This is a genomic window from Bradyrhizobium genosp. A (assembly GCF_049949275.1).
Classification (GTDB): Bacteria; Pseudomonadota; Alphaproteobacteria; order Rhizobiales; family Xanthobacteraceae; genus Bradyrhizobium.
In genome coordinates this window covers 4484028-4500092 of sequence record NZ_CP188196.1, presented here as the reverse complement: position 1 = coordinate 4500092, position 16065 = coordinate 4484028, and the positions used below count along the sequence as shown (strand labels likewise).

Below are 16065 nucleotides of genomic sequence, written 5' to 3'. Positions count from 1 at the left end.
GAATGTCCCGCCGGCGTGGGTGCGCCACGCGGGCATTTTTGCCGGGACCGATGTCATGCCGAACGCCATTGAGCAGATCGTGGACGCCTATGTGCGGCTGAAGAACCGCCGTGGCCTCGACGAGCTGATGATGCACAGGCAGCGCCTCGCGGTCGATCTGAAGAGCAGGTCAGGCAGCTACGATTTCAGCCTGCCGATCGACAAGATCGACGAGGAGATCGCGATCATCGAGGCCGGACTGGCCAGGCTGGCGGTGGACGCGCCCGAGCTTGGTCCGACGCGGTTCCGCTGAGATGCTCAGTCGCGGCGGCCGCCGTCGATGACGGTGAACAGCGGTCGCGCCGGCGTCGGCTCCGCCAGCAATTCCTCCACCAGCGCCGTTGCCGCATCGACATATTTGCGCGTGGGCTTGTCGAGCTCGCGTTTGGCCTCGTCATCGAGCGCGACCTTGGCGGCTTCGACCAGCTTGCGCATGCGCGCGGCGTGATCGTCGCCCGCCGTCAGCGTCGCGCGCGCCAGAGAGCGCAGCACAAACAGCTCGCCCTCGAGGCGGAGCAGGCGGTCGTTGAGCCTGGTGAGGACGGCATTGAGGTCGGCCATGGCTGCGGTTCGTTGCAAGGGATCCTGACCCGTCTAGCGGCGATGGGTGAACGGAGTGCAAACGCCGAAGGCGCAATTGGGCCGATCTGCCGCGTCGCCGAGCCTTCCAATTTTCGACGGCCGTTGGGGTCTACGCCGCCGTGCGCGCGAGATAGTCGCGGGCGAAAGCGAGATACCAGTCGAGGCAGGCCGGGTTGGCCATCGCTTCCTTGTTGATGACCTTCTCGACGGGCTGGCCGAGCAGGAGCTTCTTGATCGGCAGCTCCTGCTTCTTGCCCGAGAGCGTGCGCGGGATCTCGGCGACGGCAAAAATTTCGTTCGGCAGGAATCTACGGGACAGACCGGCCTCGATCGCCTTGTTGATCTTGGCCTGCATCGCGCCGTCGAAGGCGACTCCTTCGCGCAGCACCACGAACAGCGGCATGTAGCTGTCGCGGCCGAGATATTCGAGGTCGACGACGAGAGAGTCGACCACCTCCGGCAGCGCCTCGATCGCGGAGTAGAGCTCGCTGGTGCCCATGCGCAGGCCGTGCCGGTTGATGGTGGCATCGCTGCGGCCGTAGATCACGCATGAGCCGTCCGGATTGACCTTGAGCCAGTCGCCATGCCGCCACACCGGCCCGCGTCCGCTGCCGTCGAAATTGTCCGGATAGGTCTCGAAATAGCTCGCGAGATAGCGCGCGTTGTCCTTGTCGTTCCAGAAATAGAGCGGCATCGACGGCATCGGCTCGGTGCAGACGAGCTCGCCGACCTCGTCGATCACGGCGCGGCCCTGTTCGCTGAAGGCTTCCACGGCTGCTCCCAGCAGACGACACTGCATCGCACCGGGTGTCTGCGGCAATTCGCGATTGCCCCCGATGAAGGCGCCGGCGAAATCGGTGCCGCCGGAGATGTTCGCCCACCAGATATCGGCCTGCGCCGTGCTGGCGTTGGTTTTCGACAGCGCCGCAAAGCGGGCGTTGAAATGGGCTTGCGTGTCGGCGCTGAGCGGCGAGCCGGTCGAGCCGAGGCAGCGCAGCCGCGAGAGGTCGCCGGCGATCGCGAGATCGGTTTCGGCCTTGGCGCAGTTGGCAAAGAACGCCGCGCCCGCGCCGAAGAAGGTCGCTTTCGATTGCGCCACGAAGCGCCACAGCGTGGCCCAGTCCGGCTTGTCCTTGGTGCCGCCCGGGCTGCCGTCGAAAATGCAGCAGGTGGTGCCGCTCAGGAGGCCGCCGACTTGCGAATTCCACATGATCCAGCCAGTCGAAGAGTACCAGTGATAGCGCTCGCCGAGGGAATTCTGGTGATAGGAGCAGCCGATATCGTTGTGCAGCCCCAGCAGTGCCAGCACCACGATGACGATGCCGCCATGGCCGTGCACGATCGGCTTCGGCAGTCCGGTGGTGCCGCTGGAATAGACGATCCAGAGCGGATGATCGAACGGCAGCCACATCGGCTCGAACGCGCCGATCGCGGCGCCCGTCCTTGCGGTGATGTCGGAGAGCAGGGCGTCCGGTGCGGCAGGCGCGCCGGCTTCGCTGTGCAGGATGACGTGCTCGACGCTCGGCAATGATCGGCGCAGCTCGGCGACGACATCTTTGCGGTCATGCCTGCGCCCGGCATAGGTGACGGCGTCGCAGGCGATCAGCACCTTTGGCTCGATCTGCTTGAAGCGGTCGATCACTGCGGGCGCGGCCATGTCGGGCGCACAGACGCTCCAGATCGCACCGATGCTGGCGCTCGCGAGAAACGCGATGATGGTCTCGGCAATGTTCGGCAGATAGGCCGCGATGCGGTCGCCGGGCTTGATGCCCTTGTCCTTCAGGTGCAGCGCCAGCGCGGCCGCCTTGCGCTTGAGCTCGGGCCAACTGGTTTCCGTGAGCTTGCCGTCCTCGCCGCCGCAGACGATCGCGGGCAGGCCGGCGGCATGTGCAGCCTCGACATGCCGGAACACCTGCCGCGCGTAGTTCACCTGCGCGCCGGGAAACCAGACCGCGCCCGGCATCTTGCGCTCGGTAATGACGGCCGCAAACGGCGTCGGCGATTGCAGGTCGTAATAGTCCCAGATGCTGCGCCAGAACCCGTCGAGATCGCGCACCGACCATTGCCGCATGTCTTCGTAATGCGAGAACGTCAGGCCGCGCTGCTCGGCAAGCCAGGTACGGTAGAGGGCGATCTGCGGGACGAAGGGAGCGGTCATTGGGCATCGACTTTGGTTGACGAGGAGGGGAGTTTATCCGGTGTCGCGGCTTAGCAGAAGCGTCAGTTCCTTAAGGTGAGGGTCATCAGCAGCAATTGCAGCAACATTGCCTCTCAAACAGCAGGCACACCTTCACCTCCTCGCGGCGGATTCCGCCCGAGCTTTGTGTCCGTCGCATCGCCCTCATCGAGACAAGGGCGCAGGGAATGCCGGGCGCCGGCGGCACCCGCGATCCGTGCGCTACAAAAAAAGCACACGGGGTGGACCACAGGTTGGCCGAACGCCCGGCCTTCCCTGCGCAATGGTTTACGGCGTACTTCGTGCTCTCCCCGGGGAGCGATGCACTATTGCCCCCGTTGCCTCGCGGATAGCTGATGTGCGCGCCCGGTTGGGCACAGGCACATCACCGCAAGACGTGACGCACAGACCCCGGGCGTCAGGACCACACGACTTGACCGTCCGCGCACGTCCTCGCTGGGACTTCGAACGCTGGCGTGTGCTCACGCCCGAAGCCATGCGAAGACGCTGTCAGCGCCGTGTCATCCGCGCGCGAGCTCCTGCTCACGGTTTCCCGCCCTGCAAGGCCCGCCGCGCCCGACGCCGTCGCGTCCATCGCTGCCAGGCCCGCGGTTCGTGACGATCGCGATCCGCCCCTTGTCCCGGGTCTGGGTGTTTCGCTTGTACGACAAATCCGAATTTCGGTAAAGTGGAATATTTTTTCTGAATCGGCTTGACAGCCGCTGCAGGAAGTTTGGGTTGGTGTTTGCCCGACGGGCAGTTTTCTTGTCTTGGCGATGCGAGTAACGTCTGCTTTTGACCCATCTCGGACATTCGGCCTGTTGCTATCTGGCTTCCTTTCGATCACCATAAGTGAGATCCGCAGGGGTATGTGGCAATTTCCGATGGAAACTTCGGACTTCTTGCGCCCAAGTCCAGCCGCCTGACTGGCCGCCGGACCCGGTCATTGTCACAAGCAGGGCCGGAGGCACGGATGACAATCCGAAAGAAGATCTTCCTTCTCGCTGGCACCTTGCTCGCTCTGTTCGCGATGGTTGTGGGCCTTCTTGCATTTTTTCAGAAGCTCGACAGTGACGTTATCGCCAACATCTCGGAATACGAGCTTCCTCTCTCCCATGTTATTTCCGAATTTGATGTCTACACAGATCGATACGAGCTTGGTATTTTGAGGCTGCTGCGGAATCCACCGGCGAACAGTGCCGAGTTCGACACTGGCCGCAAGACGCTTGACGCGATCCGCGACGATCTGCAATCGACGGTTTCAAAGGGCCAAAAACTCCTTGCGACCGCCACCCATGATCCGGGTTATGATGCGGAGGACCGCGTGGTCCTCGCACAACTTGCCGGATCCTTGAAATACCTCAGCCGTGGACTTGATGGCTTTCTCCAGGTCGGGGATCGGACTCTAGCTGCAATGTCCGAGGGCCGTCTGGACGATGCGCGAAAGACATCGCTTGGATTCCGCGCTTACGAAGAAGCGTTCGGTCCGGACCTCTCTCAGGTCAGGCGTGAAATAGCGGATTTGACGGCGCGATCGACGCAGTCGGTGCTCGCCAGGCAGCGCCTGAATGGCTACCTGAGCTTGGGCCTTTTCTTCATTGCTTGTGCAATCGGTCTTGGTGTCAGCGCAATCGGGTCGATGCGGGTCGTCGCAAGTCTGAGGCAGCTCGTTGTCAGCACGCGAGCGATTGAGTCAGGAATAAACTCTGAGCCGGTCGCAATTCGAACGCGGGACGAAGTCGGTGAACTTGCTCAGTCGTTCAATCGCATGATCGAGGAACTGCGCTCAAGGGAGCGGATCAAGGAGACCTTTGGCAAGTTCATCGACCCGCGACTTGTCAATCGGCTAATCGGAAGCGGCACAGAACAGGCCGAACGCCGAACACTGACGATCTTCTTTTCGGATATAAAGCAGTTCAGCGGCATTAGCGAGCAGCTGACTGCCGGCGCCGTGGTCCATCTCCTGAACAACTATTTTGCCTCAGTGGCAGACGTGATTCACGAGCACCATGGAATCATCGACAAATATATAGGCGATGCCGTGATGGCGTTCTGGGTTCCTCCTTTTTCGAAGGGCGACGAACACGCGGCGGAGGCATGTCTTGCTGCACTGGCCCAGCAGTCGGCGATAGCGGAACTCCGCGAGCGCCTCCCCGAAATCACAGGTATGCGGAAGAATGCTCCCGAACTTGTCATCAGGATGGGGATCGCGACGGGTGAGGCAGTCGTAGGGACTATTGGTTCGGAATCTGCGCGATCCTATACCGTGATCGGAGACACCGTGAACCTGTCATCCCGCCTCGAGGGCATCAACAAGGTCTACGGAACGTCAATCGTGATCAGCGAGGAGACGTTCCGACTCGCGCAAGGCGCAGTGGAGGCGCGAGAACTCGACACTATTACGGTGGCCGGCAAGACGGAGCCGATTCGTATTTTTGAGCTGATGGCCACGGCGGGCGCGCTATCGGCAGGGCTTGTCACGCTATGCGAACTCTTTGCCGACGGTTTGGCCACCTATCGTCGCAAGGACTGGGACAAGGCAAAGGCAGCGTTCGAGCAGTGCCTGCTGGCTGTACCCGACGACCCGCCCTCACGGTTGTTCATCGAGCGCATCAGTCGCCTGCGAACGGCAAACCTCGCCGACGACTGGGATGGCGTCTGGCGGTACTCCGAGAAATCGTAGCCGCCAGTGTGCCTGACGTAAATCTAGCCCATAGCGGACATGAAGCCAAAGCTTGATCCGATCGCCATCAGGGGCAGTGGCGAAACGGCTCAGCCCGCTTGCGGTACAGGTCTCCAGCCTACCACCCCACGCCCGCCCAGCGCCGGCCGAACACCGCGGGCTTGGTCTTCACCGCCGACCAGCCGAAGAAGTGATGCTTGCCGGACCAGCTGTGCACCACGCCGCTGCAGATGCTGCATTTGAAGTGGCCTGAATGCGGCTCGGCGTGCTCCTCCCTTGTTGCGGTGTAGTTCATGCTGCAACCGGGGCAGGTGAATTCTTCGATCGTCCAGATGCTGTTGGCCATTGCACCGCAAGTGTTTTGGGGACCTGGCGGAAGCGTAGGTCGCGAGCCTTTGCATCGGCGTAAACCGGCCGGTGGAAATCCGGTTAATCGCCGTTAGGCAAACCCGTCGCCGCTCGCGGTTATTGCAAGGTTTTCCCGGACTTCGCAGCGCCCGTCAGTTCAAATCCCGCCGCCGGTCGGTCCAGGCGTGCCCGGTCGTCTTGACGCCCGGCTCGCGGCTGGCAATAACCCTAGCCCGCGCAAGTGCCGGAACCCGCGTTGATGCCGCAAGGAAAGCCGTGCCTGTGAAAAGTCTGCGTCAGCTCCTGACGGGCGAGGATGTCATCCAGCTCGTGATCCGCCTCGGCCTGCTGGCGCTGCTGATCCTCTGGACGCTCTACATCATCCGGCCGTTCGTGCCGATCCTGGCCTGGAGCGCCGTGCTCGCGGTCGCGTTCTATCCCGCCTTCAGCTGGGTCGCCAAGATCCTCGGGGGCCGGCCCAAGACCGCGGCCGTGATCCTCACCCTGATCACGCTCGGCATCGTGCTCGGCCCCGCAACCTGGCTCGGCCTCAGTGCCGTGGAGGGGGCGAAGGAGCTCGCGCACGAGCTTGGCACCGGCGACCTCGCGCTCCAGTCGGCGCCGGAGCAGATCAAGTCGTGGCCGGTGATCGGCCCGACGCTCTACGAGCTCTGGGACCAGGCCTACAACAACATCCGTGCCGTGCTACGCGAGGTCGCGCCCTATCTCCAGCCGCTGGCGGGACCGCTTCTGGTGCTCGCGGGCGATGCCAGCCTCGGCACGCTCCAGTTCCTGGTCTCGGTGTTCGTGGCCGGCTTCCTGTTTCCGCACGGGCCGCGATTGGTTGCGGCCGGGCGTGGTTTCCTGTCGCGCATCGTGCCGGAGCAGGGCGAGCATTTTCTCGTGCTCGGCGGCGCCACCATCCGCGCGGTGGCGCAAGGCGTGATCGGTGTCGCCATCGTGCAGGCGCTGCTTGCCGGCATCGGCTTCAAGCTCGCAGCCGTGCCGAGCGCCGGTCTGCTCGCCTTCATCGTGCTGCTGCTGTCGATCGTGCAGATCGGCGCCTTCCTGGTGCTGCTGCCGGTGATCATCTGGATCTGGACCGCCAAGGACGTCACCACGGCGCTGGTGCTCACCGTGTTCTTCGTCCTTGTCGGCTTCATCGATACTATGCTGAAGCCGCTTGTCATGGGACGCGGTCTCAACACGCCGACCATCGTGATCTTCATCGGCGTGATTGGCGGCACGCTTGCCCACGGCATCGTCGGCCTGTTCATCGGGCCGATCATCCTGTCGGTGGCGTGGGAGATGGCGGCGGCGTGGATCCGGACCGAGGACCGAACCACGGCTGCGAAGCCGAATGCGAAGCCGAATGCGATGCCGCCAGCCGACGAGGTTCGCTAGCCAGGCAGCCCCAGCGGGCTGCCGGGACGTTTGCCGCATCTCGCATGCGTGTGGACAACGATGGGAGCCGACGGTATCCGGGTGGTCGCCGAACTTGTCTAATGAAATAGACAAGTTACGATGGCTCGATTCTTTTCTCGGTTTGCGACAGGTATGGCGAAGTCTTCCAAGCTGGTAGCCGCCAAGCGCGGCAAGGTTCTGTTGGTCAGGCGACGGTCGGACGGTCTCTGGATGTTCCCCGGGGGCCGCAAACGCGCGCGCGAATCCGACAAGGATTGCCTGCGGCGCGAGATCAGGGAGGAACTGCCGAAGCTGAAGCTCGGCCGGATCAGCCTCTGGAAGGAAGTGACGGCCAAGAACAAGCGTTCGGGCCGCAAGATGAGCGATGCGATCTTCATCGCCAAGAGCGCCAAGGGCCGGCTTGCGATCGGCGACAAGAAGGAGATCGACCGCGCCGCCTGGCAGAAGCCGCGCGGGATCCGCCTGACCGCGACCTCGCGCTACATCCGCGACCGCCTGTTTCCGAGGAAGCAGCGGCGGAGCTAGCGGACTTGGGTGTGACAAATCGTCCGATCATTCCTCGCGGCGCGTGTGAACCAGTTCACAAGCTGCAGCGGAGTGAGCTGCTAGAGAGGCGTCATTGCCTTACCAATTCATTTTCGTTGAAACGCCCCAGTGCCTAAAAGCACTGGGGTTTTTCACGTCCGGCGGGAGGCGTGCCGGATTGGTCAGCCTTATCTGGCAGCCTTGTCTGTCAGCCTTGTCAGTCAACCTTGCCGCCGCAGAAACCCCGTGATCGTCACCTTCTCCCAGATGCCGGCCGCCGCGAACGGATCGGCGCGGTTGAAGGCCTCGACCTCGGCACGGCTAGGGGCTTCGATCAGGAACAGGCTGCCGATCATGGTGGCGCCGTCGTCGGCGACCAGCGGTCCCGACATCACGATCTTGACGCCGAAGCGCGAGGTATCGCTGAGGAACGCCTTGTGGGCGTCGTAATTGGCAAGCCGCGTCGGCAATGCGCCGGTGCGGTCGATGGCATGGATAGCAAACAGCATGATGTCCCCGGGACTTTTGGGGACGGCTGTCAGTTCAGCCGTCCCGGTGCGTGATGAAACAGGCCGCGGTTACTTCGCGCTGAGCTTGCTGGCTTCCTCGAAGGTCGGACAGGTGCGCTGCTCGAGCGGTTGGTCGAACGGCTGGTAATTGTCCTTGGTGATGACGGTCGGCTTCAACACGATCTCGGCGATGACGGGCTGCTCGCGCAAGGCCCGGATCGCCATCATGGTGCCGAGGCAGCCTTGGGCAAATCCGTTATAGTCGCCGCTCGCGAGCAGCTTGCCGGACTTGATGGCGTCGATCGCCTCCTTAGTGCCGTTGATGCCGATCACCTGGGCCTTGCGGTTGGCGCCGTCGAGCGCCTCGATCGCGCCGACCGCCATGGCGTCGTTGGCGGCGAGCACGCCATCGATCTGCGAATTCGACTGCATCAGGTTTTCCATGACCTGGAGCGCCTGGAGCCGTTGATAGTTGCCGGGCTGCGAGGCCAGGAGCTTGGCGCCCGGGCTTTCCTTCAGCGCATCGTTGAAGCCGCGGACACGGTCGACATTGGTGAGCGAGCCCTTGACGCCCTCGATGATGACGATGTTGCCCTTGCCGCCGAGCGTCTTGAGCAGGAAGCGCGCGGTCTCGAGCCCGAGGCTGTAATCGTCGGCGCCGACGAAGGAGAGGAATTTGCCGCCGGCGGAGCGATCGGTGATGTTGACCACGGGAATCTTGGCGTCGTTGATCTTCTCAACGCCCGGCACCATCGCCTTGTAGTCGACCGGCGTGAAGACGATCGCGCTCGGCTTTTTCACCACGACGTCCTCGATCTGGCTGAGCTGCTCGGGGATCGAGTCCGGCTTGGTCGGAATGTATTGCAGCGTCTTGGCGTTCAGGGTCTTGGCCATGTTGTCGGCGCCGACCCGCACCGTCTGGAAGAACGGGTTGGTCTGGTTCTTGGTGAACACCGCGATGGTCTCGCCGTCGGCGCGCGCCTGCGTCGTCAACGCGGCTGCGATCACGAGCGGCAGCGCGAGATAGCCCAGTCTCTGTTTCATGTCGTCTCCATCCCTCATTTTGCTTGTTGGATTGCTTGAAAACTTCATTGCGCGCGGCGGCGGGTCTTCATGTCGAGCCAGACCGCGAGAATGACGATGATGCCGGTGACCAGCGGTTGCCAATTGGCGCTGACCGAGAGCAAATTCATGCCGTTCAGCACCAGCGTCAGGATCAGCGCGCCGATGAAGGTGCCGAACACGGTGCCGACGCCGCCAAACAGCGAGGTGCCGCCGATCAGCACCGCCGCGATCGCCGGCAAGGTCAGGCTTTCGCCGATGTCGGCCTCGGCGGAATTGAGCCGGGACAGGAAGATGATCGAGGCAAGCCCGGCCATGGTGCCGGAGACGGCGTAGACGAGCAGAAGCCGCCGCGTGACCGGAATGCCGGAGAGGCGGGCGGCGACCGGATTGGCGCCGATCGCATAGATTTCCTGGCCCCAGATCGTGCGCTGGGCAAACAGCGTTCCGATCCCGAGGAACACCAGCAGCAGATAGACCGGAATCGGCAGCCCGAACAGATAGCCGCTGCCGATCTGGCGGAAGCCCGCGGGGAAACCGTGCAGCGTCTCGCCCGCCATGTACCAATAAGTGAGTCCGTTCAGCACCCAGAGCATGCCGTAGGTGGCGATGAAGGAGGGGATGCGCAGCGCCGTCACCATGATGCCGTTGAGGAGGCCGACGATGCCGCCGCAGGCAAGCCCGGTCAGGATGCCGAGAACAGGCGATCCCGTGGTGTGGATCACCGTCCCGGCGATGCAGGCAGACAGCGCGACATTGGCGCCGACCGAGAGATCGAGGCCGGCGGTGAGCACCACCAGCGTCAGGCCCGAGGCGATGAAGAAGGTGAGGCTCGCCTGGCGCAGGACGTTGAGGATGTTGCCGAGGCTGAGGAAGGAATCGTTCAGGACCGCCAGCACGGCGCAGATCAGCAGCACGGCGAGCAGCCGGTAGAACAGCTGGATCGCGTCCTGCGACAGGAACGAACGTGGCGGCGACAGCGCCTCCTTGGTGATGTCGGTCATGACCGGCTCCTGAGGCCGTCGAGGAACAGCGCGACAATGACGAGGACGCCGACGCTTGCGACCTGCACCGAAGAGGGCATCGAGATCAGGTTCAACCCGTTGCGCAGCACGCCGACGGCGATGACGCCGAGCAGGGTGCCGAGCAGCCAGCCATTGCCACGCTCGAACGAGGTGCCGCCGACCGCGACCGCCGCGATCGCATCGAATTCGAGCCCGAGGCCCGCGGTCGGATGCCCTGAATTCATCCGGGCGGTCATCAGCAAGCCGGCGATGCCCGCCATGGTGCCGCCGAGCGCGTAGACCGCGATCAGGAGCTTGTTGGGCGAGAGACCTGCATAGCGGAGCGCCTCGCGATTGCCGCCGAGCGCGAACACATAGCTGCCGAAGCGGGTGTGATAGAGCAGGCCGTGGAAGGCGGCATAAGTCACGAGCGCGATCACGATCGGCACGGGAATGCCGAGCAGCGTCGCCGAATAGATGTCCCGCACGCTGTGGGGAATGCCGACCACGCTCTGGCCGTCACTGACGATCAGCGATAGGCCCTGCGCCATCCCGAGGGTGCCGAGCGTCGCCACGAAGGGCGGGATGCCCAAAATCGCGACCAGCCAGCCATTGACGGTACCGAAGGCCGCGCCGACCACGACGCCTGCGCCCAGCCCAAGCAACATCGATTTGGTCGCGAGCGAGACGATGGCGACGCAGAGCGAGGTCAGCGTCAGCACCGCGCCCATCGAGAGGTCGAGCCCCTCGGTCATGATGATCAGCGTCATCGGCAGCGCCAGCATGGTCAGGATGGTCGACTGCACCAGCACGTTGGACAGATTGGCCGGAGTGAGGAAACCGGGCGCGATCGCGCCGAACAGCACGATCAGGACGCCCAGCACGATGGCGACGCCGGGAATGCGCTGCAGCGGATTGGGTTGAGATACGACCGCGGCTTCACGCATGATGCATCCCCAATCGCACGATGTTCTCCTCGGTCAGCTCGTTGCGCGTCAGATGGCCGGCGACGCGGCCCTCGCGCATCACATAGGCGCGGTCGCAGACATGGCAGATCTCGACCTGCTCGGAGGAGATCATCAGCGCCGCCGCGCCTTCGGCGACCAGCCGGTCGATCAGCGCAAAAATCTCGGATTTGGCGCCGACATCGATGCCGCGGGTCGGTTCATCGAAAATGAAGAGTTTTGCGCCGGCCGCGAGCCATTTGCCGATCACGACCTTCTGCTGATTACCGCCCGACAACAGACCGACTGTCTGGCGCGCGCTCGGGGTGGCGATGCGGAGCTGCCGGATCAGGCCGTCGGCGGTGCGCTGGCCGCTGCGCGGATCGAACAGCCCGCTCGGAAACAGTTTTCGCAGCGCCGAGACCACGAGATTGTCCCCGACTGAACGCAGCAGCGCGAGCCCCTCGCTCTTGCGGCTCTCCGGGATCAGCGCGATGCCGCGGCGGGCGGCGACGTCGGGCTCGCCGGCGATCGGCTTGCCGTCGAACACGATCTCGCCCGAGGCGACCGGATCGGCGCCGAAGATCGCGCGCGCCACCTCGGTGCGGCCGGATCCGACCAGGCCGCAGAGGCCGACGATCTCGCCGCGGCGGACCTCGATGTTGATGTCGGAGATTCCGCTCGGCGAGGTCAGGCCCTTGACCTGAAGCAGCACCTCGCCGGGCTTGTCAGCAAAATTGCGCGGATAGGTCATGTCGACGGTGCGGCCGACCATCATGCGGACGAGCTGGTCGGGCGTGACGTCGGCCGGGCGAACGCCGTCGATGCGGCGGCCGTCGCGCAGGACCGTGATGCGGTCGCCGAGCGCAAACACCTCGGCCATGCGGTGCGAGATGTAGACGATGGAGACGCCATCGGCCTTCAGCCGCGCGATCAGCGCAAACAGGAGCTCGCTCTCGCGGTCGGAGAGCGCGGCCGTCGGCTCGTCCATGACCAGGATGCGCGCATTCTGGCTGATGGCTTTTGCGATCTCGACCATCTGCTGCTGGGCGACGCCGAGCGTGTTGACAGTGATGGACGGGTCGATGTCGAAGCCGATCGTGTCGAGCAGGCGCTTGGCGTCGGCCAGGATCTTGCGACGGTCGATGCTGCCGGGAATGCGGCCCTTCGGCTCGCGGCCGAGGAAGATGTTTTGCGCGATGTCGAGATAGGGGACGAGCGAGAACTCCTGGAAGATCACGGCAATGCCGAGTTTTTGCGCGTCGGCGGTCGAGGCGATCGTGACCTTCTCGCCTTTATAGAAGAATTCGCCGGCGTCGGCGCTGTAGGCGCCGCACAGCACCTTCATCAGGCTCGACTTGCCCGCGCCGTTCTCGCCGAGCAGCATGTGCACTTCGCCGGCGTAGAGCGCAAAGGACACGTCGTCCAGCGCCTTGACGCCCGGAAAGGCCTTGCTGATGCCGCGCAGCTCGAGCAGTGGGGGCGTTGAGGTCTCGCCGGCGGTATTCATGGCCGCGCTCCTGCAAAGATCTTGCCGGGGTTCATCAGGCCGTCCGGATCGAGCGCGGTCTTGATCGACCGCATCACGTCGACGGCTTCGCCGAGTTCGTCAGCGAGATAGCCGATCTTGCCGAGCCCGATGCCGTGCTCGCCGGTGCAGGTGCCGTCCATGGCGATGGCGCGGCCGACCATGCGGGCCTGCAGCGCCTTGGCGCCGTTGATCTCGTCGGGTTTAGCGGGATCGACCAGGATCAACATATGAAAATTTCCGTCGCCGACATGGCCGACGATGGGCGCGGTGAAGCCGTGCTCGTCCGCGTCGCGGCGCGTGTCGGTCAGGCATTCGGCGAGCCGCGAGATCGGCACGCAGACGTCGGTGATGACGGCGCGCGCGCCGGGCCGGAGGCCGAGGCCGGCATAAAGTGTGTTGTCACGGGCATGCCAGAGCCGGCTGCGGTCCTCGGGCGCCTTGGCCCATTCAAAGCCGCGGCCGCCATGCTCGGCGGCGATCGCCTGCGCCAGCTCGGCCTGTTCGGCAACGGCAGTCTCCGAGCCGTGGAATTCGAAGAACAGCGTCGGCGCCTCGCGATAGCCGAACTTGGCGTAGGCATTGATGCCGCGCATCATGACGTCGTCGAGAAGCTCGACGCGCGCCACCGGAATGGCCGCCTGGATGATGCCGATTGCTGTATCGACCGCGTTGTGCAGGGTGTCGAAGCTGCACACCGCAGCCGAGATCGCCTGCGGCAGCGGATGCAGCTTCAGCGTGATCTCGGTGATGACACCGAGCGTGCCTTCGGCGCCCACAAACAACCGCGTCAGATCGTAGCCGGCCGCGGATTTGCGGGCGCGGCGAGCGGTGCGGATCACGCGACCATCCGTCAGCACGACTTCCAGCGCCATGACGTTGTCCTTCATGGTGCCGTAGCGCACCGCCATGGTGCCGGAGGCGCGCGTGGACGTCATGCCGCCGATCGAGGCATCCGCGCCGGGATCGATCGGGAAGAACAGTCCGGTGCCGCGCAGCTCCGTATTGAGCTGCTTGCGGGTGATGCCGGGCTGGACCACGACATTCATGTCGCTGTCGTAGAGCGTCAGCACCTTGTTCATGCGCGCGAAGTCGATGCAGACGCCGCCTGCGACTGCGGACGCATTGCCTTCGAGCGAGGTGCCGGCGCCGAACGGCACGATCGGCATGTTTGCGCCGGCGCAGAGCTTGACGATCTCGGCGACCTCTGCGGTCGTCTCCGGGAAGACCACGATATCAGGAGGCAGGGCGCGATAATAGGATTCGCTCTGGCCATGCTGATCGAGCACGCCGCGCGCGATGGTCGCGCGCGGACCGATCACGCTCTCGAGGCGCTCAGCCAAAGCGGCACTGCTGACCCGCGGTCCCATCGTCTCTCCCTGTCGTCTGTCCTTGTCGCGGACTATTGTCAGTCCGTCGATCCGACGTTCGGCTTACGCCGCCTGCGCGCTGCTTGCGGCCTGCTTCAGGCCGAAATCGTAATTGAGGTGATAGTAGGCGGCATCCACCATGCGACCATCCGGCGCACGGCCGGCCGGGCAGCGCACGAAGTCGTGGATCAAGCTGTCCTTGACGCCGAACACCACGTCGCTGTCGAGATATTTGTCGCCGGCGACGAACACATGCGTCACGAGCTGCTCGAAGCCCGGCGCCGAGATCATGAAATGCACATGCGCCGGGCGCCAGGGATGGCGGCCCTGCGCTTCCAGCATCTCGCCGACCGGGCCGTCATGTGGGATCGGATAGGCCGCAGGCTTGATCGACCAGAAATGGAAGCGGCCGTTGGCGTCGGTATGAAAGCGCGCGCGCATCGCGAGGTCGCCGATCTCGTCGAGCTGCTGCACGTCGTAATAGCCGTCATTGTCGGAATGCCAGACGTCGACCACGGCGCCTGCGAGCGGCTTGCCGTCGACGGTCGAGACCGAGCCGGTGACGATCATGGGATCGCCTTCCATGTGGCCGGAGATATCGTCGCCGTTCTGTTTCTCGGGCGCGGCCTGGACGAAGAACGGGCCGAGCACAGTGGTCTCGGTCGCGCCTTCCGGCACCGGATGGTTGATCGCATCGACTAGCATGGAGACGCCGAGCGTGTCCGACAGCAGGATGAACTCCTGCCGCTTGTCGTCGCACATGTGGCCGGTGCGGGTCAGGAAGTCGATGCCGTATTCCCATTCCGTCTGGGTCGGCCGGACCTCGCGCACGAAGGCGTGGAGGTGACGCACCAGGGCTTCGCTGACCTGCTTGATGCGGGGATCGGTCGCCCCAGTGATGCGCTCGAGCACGGCGTCGGTGATGTTGGTCTCGCTGAAATTACGCAATTCCGCCTCCGTCGATCAGAGTTTGGGCTCGCCAAGGCCAGACAACCGTTCGAGATGCTTCACGGTCGCGATGAAGTCGGTCTCGCCGTCGCCTTGCGCGACCAGCGAACCGTAGGTCTCGCGCACCTGGGCTGCGAGCTGCAGCGGCACGCCGACGGCATGGCCGGCGCCGAGGATGAGATCGAGGTCCTTGGCCATCTGCTTGCAGGAGAAGCTCGAACTCGAAGTCGCGGGTTCTGAGCGGCGCGGTCTTGTACTTCACCATGGGGGAGGCGACCGCGCTGTCGTCCAGCACCTTCAAGATGTCCTGCCAGCCGATGCCGCCCTTGCGCGCCAGCGCCAGGCTCTCGGCCATCATCGCCGCCGAGACCGCGATCATCAGATTGACCGCGAGCTTTGCGTAGCGTGCTTCCTCGCCCGGGCCGAGATAGGTCTGCGCGCGAGTGAAGCTTGCAAACAGCGGTCTGGCGCTCTCGAAGGCGACCTTGGGCCCTGAGACGAAGCAGCTCAGCGCGCCTGTGTGGACGATGCTGGCATTGCCGGAGACCGGCGCGCGCAGATAGTCGATCCCGCGGGCCTGTGCGGCGGCATCGACCTCGGCGGAGGCCTCGGCACTGACCGTGCTGGTCTCGATCAGCACCGCCTTCGGCGCCATCGCGCCGATCAGCCCGGCCGGGCCGAGCAGCACCGCGCGCAAGGCGGCGTCGTCGGGAAGCGACGTGACGACCACAGGCCGGCCGTTGACGGCCTCGGCCGCTGAGCTTGCGACAGCGATACCGTGTTCGCGCGCCTCGTTCAGCCGCGCCGCGCTCTGATCGAAGGCGGTGACGCTAAAGCCAGCCTTGGCGACGAGCTGCGACATCGGCAGGCCCATCTTGCCGATGCCGATGAAGGCGACCTGTTTGCTTGTATCAGTCATTTC

14 protein-coding genes and 1 pseudogene are annotated in these 16065 nt (G+C 64.2%); 4 read left to right on the top strand and 11 right to left on the bottom strand.

Annotated features, from left to right (window positions below; genetic code table 11):
- Positions 1–55 precede the first annotated feature (55 nt).
- On the top strand, positions 56–292 hold the full coding sequence (locus tag ACP2YP_RS20870; protein ID WP_426418247.1) for a hypothetical protein: 237 nt from the start codon (positions 56–58) through the stop codon (positions 290–292).
- A 5-nt stretch (positions 293–297) separates the two neighbouring features.
- Here the strand turns inward: ACP2YP_RS20870 and ACP2YP_RS20865 are convergent, their stop codons facing one another.
- Together ACP2YP_RS20865 and ACP2YP_RS20860 are read right to left on the bottom strand one after the other, a co-directional pair.
- Positions 298–600 (bottom strand): hypothetical protein, encoded by a 303-nt coding sequence (locus ACP2YP_RS20865; protein ID WP_028173942.1) that lies wholly within the window; start codon positions 598–600, stop codon positions 298–300.
- Between the two features lie 130 nt (positions 601–730).
- Positions 731–2779, bottom strand: a complete 2049-nt coding sequence (locus tag ACP2YP_RS20860) for an acetoacetate--CoA ligase (RefSeq protein WP_426418246.1) — start codon at positions 2777–2779, stop codon at positions 731–733.
- A gap of 991 nt (positions 2780–3770) precedes the next feature.
- Here ACP2YP_RS20860 and ACP2YP_RS20855 point away from each other — a divergent pair.
- The gene (locus ACP2YP_RS20855) at positions 3771–5480 is read left to right on the top strand and encodes an adenylate/guanylate cyclase domain-containing protein (protein ID WP_426418245.1); all 1710 of its coding nucleotides are present in this window, start codon (positions 3771–3773) and stop codon (positions 5478–5480) included.
- Positions 5481–5598: 118 nt separating this feature from the next.
- Here ACP2YP_RS20855 and ACP2YP_RS20850 read toward each other — a convergent pair whose 3' ends face one another.
- Positions 5599–5826 (bottom strand): hypothetical protein, encoded by a 228-nt coding sequence (locus tag ACP2YP_RS20850; protein WP_426418244.1) that lies wholly within the window; start codon positions 5824–5826, stop codon positions 5599–5601.
- A gap of 278 nt (positions 5827–6104) precedes the next feature.
- Here ACP2YP_RS20850 and ACP2YP_RS20845 point away from each other — a divergent pair, with 278 nt between their 5' ends.
- Complete coding sequence (locus ACP2YP_RS20845) at positions 6105–7232, top strand: AI-2E family transporter (protein ID WP_426418243.1); 1128 nt, start codon at positions 6105–6107, stop codon at positions 7230–7232.
- Positions 7233–7385: 153 nt separating this feature from the next.
- A complete protein-coding gene (locus ACP2YP_RS20840) occupies positions 7386–7778 on the top strand; it encodes an NUDIX hydrolase (protein ID WP_426418242.1) in 393 nt (130 codons plus the stop codon).
- A gap of 221 nt (positions 7779–7999) precedes the next feature.
- Here the strand turns inward: ACP2YP_RS20840 and ACP2YP_RS20835 are convergent, their stop codons facing one another.
- The 8 genes and pseudogenes from ACP2YP_RS20835 to ACP2YP_RS20800 all read right to left on the bottom strand — a co-directional run bounded on the left by ACP2YP_RS20835 (position 8000) and on the right by ACP2YP_RS20800 (position 16062).
- Positions 8000–8287, bottom strand: a complete 288-nt coding sequence (locus ACP2YP_RS20835) for a YciI family protein (RefSeq protein ID WP_426418241.1) — start codon at positions 8285–8287, stop codon at positions 8000–8002.
- A 69-nt stretch (positions 8288–8356) separates the two neighbouring features.
- Complete coding sequence (locus ACP2YP_RS20830; protein ID WP_426418240.1) at positions 8357–9331, bottom strand: sugar ABC transporter substrate-binding protein; 975 nt, start codon at positions 9329–9331, stop codon at positions 8357–8359.
- A 44-nt stretch (positions 9332–9375) separates the two neighbouring features.
- On the bottom strand, positions 9376–10353 hold the full coding sequence (locus ACP2YP_RS20825; RefSeq protein ID WP_426418239.1) for an ABC transporter permease: 978 nt from the start codon (positions 10351–10353) through the stop codon (positions 9376–9378).
- Complete coding sequence (locus tag ACP2YP_RS20820) at positions 10350–11300, bottom strand: ABC transporter permease (protein ID WP_426418238.1); 951 nt, start codon at positions 11298–11300, stop codon at positions 10350–10352. The genes ACP2YP_RS20825 and ACP2YP_RS20820 overlap by 4 nt, the downstream gene beginning before the upstream one ends.
- Complete coding sequence (locus ACP2YP_RS20815; protein ID WP_426418237.1) at positions 11293–12807, bottom strand: sugar ABC transporter ATP-binding protein; 1515 nt, start codon at positions 12805–12807, stop codon at positions 11293–11295. The genes ACP2YP_RS20820 and ACP2YP_RS20815 overlap by 8 nt, the downstream gene beginning before the upstream one ends.
- Complete coding sequence (locus ACP2YP_RS20810) at positions 12804–14195, bottom strand: FAD-linked oxidase C-terminal domain-containing protein (RefSeq protein ID WP_426418236.1); 1392 nt, start codon at positions 14193–14195, stop codon at positions 12804–12806. Before ACP2YP_RS20810 ends, ACP2YP_RS20815 begins: the two co-directional genes overlap by 4 nt.
- 63 nt (positions 14196–14258) lie before the next feature.
- Complete coding sequence (locus ACP2YP_RS20805) at positions 14259–15143, bottom strand: intradiol ring-cleavage dioxygenase (protein ID WP_426418235.1); 885 nt, start codon at positions 15141–15143, stop codon at positions 14259–14261.
- Between the two features lie 15 nt (positions 15144–15158).
- Positions 15159–16062: pseudogene (locus tag ACP2YP_RS20800) on the bottom strand (NAD(P)-dependent oxidoreductase).
- Between the last annotated feature and the right edge of the window lie 3 nt (positions 16063–16065).

Coding starts and splice junctions, on each gene's coding strand:
- ACP2YP_RS20870 (WP_426418247.1), top strand. CDS start 56: ATGCCGAACGCCATTGAGCAGATCGTGGACGCCTATGTGCGGCTGAAG.
- ACP2YP_RS20865 (WP_028173942.1), bottom strand. CDS start 600: ATGGCCGACCTCAATGCCGTCCTCACCAGGCTCAACGACCGCCTGCTC.
- ACP2YP_RS20860 (WP_426418246.1), bottom strand. CDS start 2,779: ATGACCGCTCCCTTCGTCCCGCAGATCGCCCTCTACCGTACCTGGCTT.
- ACP2YP_RS20855 (WP_426418245.1), top strand. CDS start 3,771: ATGACAATCCGAAAGAAGATCTTCCTTCTCGCTGGCACCTTGCTCGCT.
- ACP2YP_RS20850 (WP_426418244.1), bottom strand. CDS start 5,826: ATGGCCAACAGCATCTGGACGATCGAAGAATTCACCTGCCCCGGTTGC.
- ACP2YP_RS20840 (WP_426418242.1), top strand. CDS start 7,386: ATGGCGAAGTCTTCCAAGCTGGTAGCCGCCAAGCGCGGCAAGGTTCTG.
- ACP2YP_RS20835 (WP_426418241.1), bottom strand. CDS start 8,287: ATGCTGTTTGCTATCCATGCCATCGACCGCACCGGCGCATTGCCGACG.
- ACP2YP_RS20830 (WP_426418240.1), bottom strand. CDS start 9,331: ATGAAACAGAGACTGGGCTATCTCGCGCTGCCGCTCGTGATCGCAGCC.
- ACP2YP_RS20825 (WP_426418239.1), bottom strand. CDS start 10,353: ATGACCGACATCACCAAGGAGGCGCTGTCGCCGCCACGTTCGTTCCTG.
- ACP2YP_RS20820 (WP_426418238.1), bottom strand. CDS start 11,300: ATGCGTGAAGCCGCGGTCGTATCTCAACCCAATCCGCTGCAGCGCATT.
- ACP2YP_RS20815 (WP_426418237.1), bottom strand. CDS start 12,807: ATGAATACCGCCGGCGAGACCTCAACGCCCCCACTGCTCGAGCTGCGC.
- ACP2YP_RS20810 (WP_426418236.1), bottom strand. CDS start 14,195: ATGGGACCGCGGGTCAGCAGTGCCGCTTTGGCTGAGCGCCTCGAGAGC.